The organism is Komagataeibacter xylinus NBRC 15237 (assembly GCF_001571345.1).
Taxonomy (GTDB): Bacteria; Pseudomonadota; Alphaproteobacteria; order Acetobacterales; family Acetobacteraceae; genus Komagataeibacter; species Komagataeibacter xylinus.
Window position 1 is genome coordinate 1 of the sequence record NZ_BCTP01000087.1, and the last position, 6,360, is coordinate 6,360.

A 6,360-nucleotide genomic window follows, 5' to 3' on the forward strand; every position below is an offset into this window, starting at 1 on the left:
CCCAACGTTTGCAACATTTATTAATGTAATATTTTCACAAATTTGTTGAATCATAATAGAGTGTAAAAAATCTTTTTTATCATGATGATCTGAAAATATAAATATTGACCCAGAAGTATCTTCTTTTTTAATTCCCATTCCCAGCATATCTTCTGTAAAATAATGATTCCATCCTGGGTCAAACCCATTACATTCTTTTTTGTCAATAGAATATTGAGGGCATAGAGCTATAACAATAGAGGCACAAAGATATCCTGAATATTTTATGGCAGCATAACCTCCCATAGAACCGCCATATATTATACGCGTATCATATAATGAAATTATTGGGTTTATTAAATTTAATGATCTAATAATACTATTCTTTGGATACCAATTTGGTTTTTTAGCTACGAACCCGATGCATGGATAGTTCATTTTCCTTGCAGGAGTGTCAGCAAAAAACCGTTGTCCTTTGGAAAGGTGCACTAAGTCTGAAAAAGTTATTAATAGATCTCCATTGCCTTCACGATAAATAACAATTATATCGTCATCTTCGTATATTGTTTTCAGTTTATCTTCCATAATACTTTAATTCCTATTTAAAAATAAATACATATATTATTTTATAGTGTTTTTTCCATAAAAACCATGATAATTCACTTCCTTTAGTGTGGTTCAATATTTTTTTCAATGTTCATTTGGCGGGCTGGTATGTCTGGCTCCATTCCATCCAGCGATGGTTGAGATGGGGGCGGCATACCAGGGCCTGTCGGGAGCTGGCGTTCGCCCGGATAGAGCGCTGGCAACTGGCGGAGAGGCGGCTGTTTTCCCAGCATGGCCTTGTCTGGCTGTTCGTCGGCCGAGATCACCACAGAGGCCGAAAATAGGCTGTGACGGATGCCATCGCGCGGGCCTGACCATACGACCCGATCATTCAGCACGTAGGCGTTGACTGTGCCTCGGTCGCCAATCTGACGGACCTCAAGCCAGAGGCCGGCTTTGAGGACGCTTAATGCTCGTTTCACCGTATCAATCGATCGGCCCATGAGCTTTGCCAGTGTCTGTTGGCTGATTACGACCGCGTTGTGTGGTCCTACTCTGGCCACGAGTAGGTGCAAAAGCTCTGCTGCCCGTGGTGAATCTCGAAGGAGGGCGGCCCATGCTTCATGGGCCGCCCGTTCAGTCTGAACCCATGTTCCTGACTGCCGCTGCGAGGACAAATCTTGCTTAGACATTCCGCACCCATGCTTGAAAACCAAGCTCATCTTCGCCGCAAACATGCGTGAAAACAACGCAAAAATGCACTAGGGGTAGTGCATAGCTGGTGCACGGGGGGTAGTGCATAGCTCATGCACTACCCCCCCCCACCAAGTCATTGAAAACAAAAGAGAAAAAAAACGCTCCTTCTAATGATCTAATGGGGGTTCGTTTTCGTGTGTTTTGACGATAGGGGATGACGCCTGAACGGACTGCTTTCCTTTCCCTAAAAATTAAAAATTCCACTTGATGATGTTGGGTGTGCCGGTGGGAATGTGGATTGAGCGTGGAGCCGGTGGGCAGAGGTGTGGGCAGGCGGTGGACAGGCCGTAGGGCTGTCCACGGGCTGTCCATGCCCTGTCCACGGGCGGAACGCGGCCCGAAGGGCAATCCACATTTCCACGGGCTGGATGTACCACGCCGGGAGTGTACGCGCGCGAGCGGCAAAAACGACGTTGTGTCGGCCAGCTCCGGCGCTTCGCGCGCTACGCGGTTCCTGCTCCGCACTCACCCGGAGCCTGTCGGCTGTCGTTCGTTGGCACTGCTGATCTGCTCAGGAAGGGGAGTGGTTGGCGAAGCCGTCGGCTCATTACGCAGCTACAGCGCGTCAGAAGGCCGTAGAAGGCGCCATAGGATCATTTGAATGGGTTTTGTATGCGTGATGGCATGAAGGGGCCTGTACGGGCTTTTACGGGCCTTCAGGCGCGGTCAGCGCTCCTTGATGTTCGAGACTCCCGACCTTTTTTTGCTGCTGGGCATCCTTCAGGCCGTCCCGTATGAGCGCATAGGCTTTCGCAGCCACCGATTTGGGAATGGGAGCACCTGCTGCAGACAGTTGGGCGATCATGCTGACCAGACGTTCCGCGTCAGACAAGTCTGTCGCCTGTCTGACAGGTGTGTCAGACAGGTTTTCTCCCTGTTTTCTGCCACTTTTTATGTGGGAGCGAATGGCCCTGTCCAGCCAATCGCCAATCGTGAGACCTTCCCGCCTAGCTGCCGACAGGGCGGCATTCCGCACTTCTGGATGAACGCCACGGATTGACCACGGCTTGGGGTCGTCTGTCATGTCTGACTCCTTGTCTGACTTGTCTGACAGGGAGTGTGATGGTGTTTATCTGCCCGGCACAAGCGAAACAGTGTGGGCTATGCGTGTGAGAGGTCGAGGGGGCTGGGATACGGACCCCGTTCTAGGGGAACTGGCGGCGTGCATGGACCACATTGACGATCTCAACGCTCGTTGCGGTCACCCGATAGAGAACGATGTAATTTGGATGCGCCACGATTTCGCGCAAGCCAGCCGCTCTTTCGCTGGTGCGATAGAGATAGGGATGTTCGGATAACGGCTGGACGACCGCTTCCAGTCTGATTTTTAGTCGTCGAGCTGCTGGTGGATTTTCGGCGGCTATATCTGTGATAATCTGACGTAAATCGGTACGGGCGGTATCACGCCAGGCGATTGGTAGCATCAGGCAGAACGGCGGCGCTGTTCGGCGGTCCGGATGATGCTTTCCATCTCGGCCATAACCTCATCGTGTGGGATTGGTGGGCGCGGGTCGGCCAGACTGGCTGCAATCTTAGCTTGAAGCCATGCAGTGTATTCAGTTTCCTGTTTGGCCGTCTCGAACTCGGAGACGATGGGGGAGAGTGCTTCGCTCATCATGCGGCTCCTGTCGTGGGTGACGTGACGCGGTATAATACCAGAAAATTAGGTTTGATGCCGGTTTTTTTGTGCTTAGTGTCCCGCAGGAAGAAACCGTTATCAGACGGAAAATTCAGGAAACACCGGGAACGTTTGTCTGTCATGTCTGACACTTTGTCTGACTTGTCCGACAGTGGGAATGGCGTTCCTCCGCTCCGCGCAAGCAAAACAGTTTCAGGGCGCATTGTTGTGACTGGCCCGCCAGTCGTCATGAGCCGCCTGCATTCTGATCCAGAGGCCGGGGCCATTTCCTAGCAGTTGGCCCAGCCGCTCTGCCAGATCGGGTGTGACAGGCTTTCGTGCGGCCAGCAGTTCATCGAGGCTCTGGCAGGATATGCCGAGCGCCTGTGCGATTTCTGGCGCATTCATGCCACTGGCAGGAAAGACGTCCATCCGCAGCAATTCACCGGGATGGGTGGGGCAATGGTTTATATCCCGTGGCATCATTCACTCCTGACGTGAAGTTATGACGATGGGAGCGACCATTCAGGCCCCCCGCCGGTGTCTTTCATCGGGGTGCACCAGTGTCCGCCATTCTTCTGGACGACATGATACCCCTCGATCTGGCACCGACCGAATGCCTGTACCTCTCCGGTCTGGTCCATCTGATAGGCGAGCGCGCCGGATGGGGAAGATGCCGCCCATTCAGCCAGGGCGCTTCGTGCCTTGGCCTGTTGCTGAACTTCGGCCAACCCTTCCGCATACCCACCCCGATGCCCGAAGGTGTATCCAAGGAAGGCCGCGACGAAAACAAGAAGCAGGGCCGAGGTGCTGCATGTCCAGATCAGGGCCTTTCGATCCCCACTGATGTATCCAGTTACGGCCTTGCAGCTTGCTTTCACCTCACCCGCAGATTTTTTTATCTCGTGTGCCGACCTTTCTAGGAACTGGACGTGTTCAGGGATCGTGTCGGTTATTCTGGAATAAGCCTCCTGTGACTTGATGATTGTCTTCCGGAGCTTTTCCAACTCCTGCAAAGCAAAATCGTCATCATCATCACCAGAGTCATTCATGGATTATGCCCCCGTATGGACGCCATCTTCTGTGGCGGGATTCTGGTCGTTCGTAGGGCGGGGCGTGGCAAATCCATGATCCCGGAAAGCTTTCACATCTTGTTCCCGCGTTAGACGCTTTAACAGTTCATCAATGACCCGCGAGAACCGCTCATCCCGTTCGGCAAGATTGAGCAACGTCGCGCCGAGAATTATCTTTTGCCTGTCAGCAATTTTTCTCTGCTGCCTGTTCTCTGCCTGTTTGGCATCACGTAAGGCACGCTTTGCCTGCTCGAGACGTTCTTCCGCCGCGAGAACTTTTGCTGACTTCTTGTTCTGGACTGTATCTGACATGACTACAGTTTCCCCCTATACTTGTTAGTATATCATGAATAGCTGTTGACCTCAACCCTTAATGCCGATTAGGTATTAAGGGCGCACTTATGCAAACTCTGCGAGTTTGCGTGCGTCAGGGGCAAGCCCCTTGAAACCCCTTTCGTGGAGAGCGTGTCCCGTGGCGATCTTTCACCTATCCATCAAAACCGTATCGCGGAGCACCGGCAGGAGTGCCGTTGCCGCTGCGGCTTATCGGACAGGTGACAAGTTGACCAACGAACGGGATGGACGCCATCACGACTACACAAGACGGTCAGGCGTTGATGGCTCATTCATCATGGCCCCGACCGCGTGTGATTGGGCGCTGGACCGTTCGCGTTTGTGGAACACGGCAGAGCAGACCGAGAAGCGCTCCAATTCGGTTACAGCCCGTGAATATGTCCTGGCCCTTCCTGCCGAACTGGACGCCACGGAGCGATCTGATCTGGCGCGGGCTTTTGCTGGGGCTTTGGTCGAGCGTTATGCTGTGGCGGCAGATGTTGCCCTGCATGCTCCCAGCCGCGAGGGAGACGAGCGGAATCATCACGCGCATATCCTCACCACGACCCGCGAGGTCGAGCCGGACGGTCTAGGCAAAAAGACCCGCATACTGGATGCCGCCAAGACGGGCGGGCCAGAGATCGAGAGCCTGCGTGAGCTGTGGGCCATGCAATGCAATGAGGCGCTCGAACGCCACAACAAGCCTGCCCGTGTCGATCATCGCAGTTACGAGCGGCAGGGGGTCGAGAAGATGCCGACCCTGCATCTCGGGCCGACCAGTGTGACCATCGAGCGGAAGCATCAGGCCAAGGCCGAACGGAAAGGGGAGGATTACCAGCCCCGGACGTTCAAGGCGCAGGAGAACCGGCGCAGGCGCGGCCTGAATGAGCGCGTGCGTGAGCTGGCCCAGGAACTGGCAGGCGTCATCCAGAAGGTTCGTGCTGCCAAGAAAGCCGCTGCCAGCTCACTTGTGCGGGCCTTTGGCCGCAGTCGCCGGGCTGAACAGGAGACCGAAGCCAGATATGCCGAGATGCTGCGCCAGCGTGAGGCGGAGCAACGACGACAGGCCGAGGAGCAACAGGAGCGGGCCGCAGAAGTCCGCAGGAAGGTTTTGAAGCGGCAGGAGGAGCAGAAGCGGCGGATCGAGAGCAGGCTGGCGCAGCTCATTCGTGAAGCGCCGGAAAAGAGGGCGGACCTGTTCGCCAGATTTTACCCGACAGATCCTCTCGCCCGTGCTGTGGATGCCAAGTTGCATCGTATGGGGCTGGAGGATCTGGAGGCCGAGGAAAAGGCCGTCAGGACCGGACTGGAGCGATACGAGGCGCAGGAACGGCAGAGGCGGTCCGATGGGCCAGGCATGCGCATGAGAGGCCGAGGACGTGGCCGGGGGGGGCCGTCCCGGTCGAGGGACCGGGACACGGACCCTGATCCTAGTGACGGTGGATCGGGGTTCAAACCGTTCTGATTTCTATAAATTAATAACTTCTCATAAATATTTATTGGAATGTAAATGTTTCCCATTCTTTGACATGCGTTCTATTGAAGCATAAATTTCCACGCCCTTCAGCACAAAGAAAATTTCCATTATATTCAATAGAAAATCCACCACTATTTAGGGATTTTATTGATAAATAATGATAGATTCCTCTTGTTTTTTGATCGTATGTGGACCGTATATACCCATCAGATGATACACCTAAGAAAATTTTTACAGATGAAACTTCAATAAAAAATAAACAATAATCCCCAATTATTTCAAACTTTGGGAAAATCGCAAGAGGATTTAGTTTAGATGGCAAATCACAGTGCAATAATTTATCTTTTTCTACATCATAAATAAATACACTTTTTTTATACGTATTTATAAAAGTTATTTTTTCATCTGGATTTTTTATTAAGCTAGATTGAATTATTTTATCTTTTATTTTATTAGATCCATCTTTAAAAATAGAAATATAATCATTCGCGGCATGTGTATTTCCGCTATTTTGTAATATTCTATATACCTTATATGATAATTCTGAACCAAATCTAATGTATTTTCTGTCGTGGGGG

9 protein-coding genes and 1 pseudogene are annotated in these 6,360 nt (G+C 52.1%); 1 reads left to right on the forward strand and 9 read right to left on the reverse strand.

Features of this window, described 5'->3' with window-relative positions:
• The 8 genes and pseudogenes from GXY01S_RS18400 to GXY01S_RS16175 all read right to left on the reverse strand — a co-directional run.
• A pseudogene (locus GXY01S_RS18400) lies at positions 1 to 564 on the reverse strand (hypothetical protein); the annotation flags it as partial.
• Positions 565 to 647: 83 nt separating this feature from the next.
• Positions 648 to 1,028, reverse strand: a complete 381-nt coding sequence (locus GXY01S_RS16150; RefSeq protein ID WP_255210487.1) for a helix-turn-helix domain-containing protein — start codon at positions 1,026 to 1,028, stop codon at positions 648 to 650.
• Positions 1,029 to 1,927: 899 nt separating this feature from the next.
• Entirely contained in the window at positions 1,928 to 2,305 is a 378-nt protein-coding gene (locus GXY01S_RS16155) for a hypothetical protein (RefSeq protein WP_061276783.1), read from the reverse strand.
• Positions 2,306 to 2,426: 121 nt separating this feature from the next.
• Complete coding sequence (locus GXY01S_RS17675; RefSeq protein WP_081500435.1) at positions 2,427 to 2,705, reverse strand: type II toxin-antitoxin system RelE/ParE family toxin; 279 nt, start codon at positions 2,703 to 2,705, stop codon at positions 2,427 to 2,429.
• Positions 2,705 to 2,899 carry a type II toxin-antitoxin system RelB family antitoxin gene (relB, locus tag GXY01S_RS16160; RefSeq protein WP_019092406.1) on the reverse strand — a complete coding sequence of 65 codons (195 nt, stop codon included), beginning with the start codon at positions 2,897 to 2,899 and terminating at the stop codon, positions 2,705 to 2,707. The genes GXY01S_RS17675 and relB overlap by 1 nt, the downstream gene beginning before the upstream one ends.
• 213 nt (positions 2,900 to 3,112) lie before the next feature.
• Positions 3,113 to 3,385, reverse strand: coding sequence for a HigA family addiction module antitoxin (locus GXY01S_RS16165; RefSeq protein WP_082770952.1), 273 nt, complete (start codon positions 3,383 to 3,385; stop codon positions 3,113 to 3,115).
• Between the two features lie 17 nt (positions 3,386 to 3,402).
• Complete coding sequence (locus GXY01S_RS16170) at positions 3,403 to 3,951, reverse strand: hypothetical protein (protein WP_051672094.1); 549 nt, start codon at positions 3,949 to 3,951, stop codon at positions 3,403 to 3,405.
• Between the two features lie 3 nt (positions 3,952 to 3,954).
• Positions 3,955 to 4,284 (reverse strand): hypothetical protein, encoded by a 330-nt coding sequence (locus tag GXY01S_RS16175; RefSeq protein ID WP_061276784.1) that lies wholly within the window; start codon positions 4,282 to 4,284, stop codon positions 3,955 to 3,957.
• A 160-nt stretch (positions 4,285 to 4,444) separates the two neighbouring features.
• Between GXY01S_RS16175 and mobQ the strand changes: the two genes are divergently transcribed.
• Positions 4,445 to 5,770: a MobQ family relaxase gene (mobQ, locus tag GXY01S_RS16180; RefSeq protein WP_082770953.1), complete on the forward strand. Its 1,326-nt coding sequence runs from the start codon at positions 4,445 to 4,447 to the stop codon at positions 5,768 to 5,770.
• Positions 5,771 to 5,801: 31 nt separating this feature from the next.
• Here the strand turns inward: mobQ and GXY01S_RS18670 are convergent.
• The coding region (locus tag GXY01S_RS18670; protein WP_169797770.1) for a hypothetical protein at positions 5,802 to 6,360 on the reverse strand (559 nt) is incomplete at its 5' end.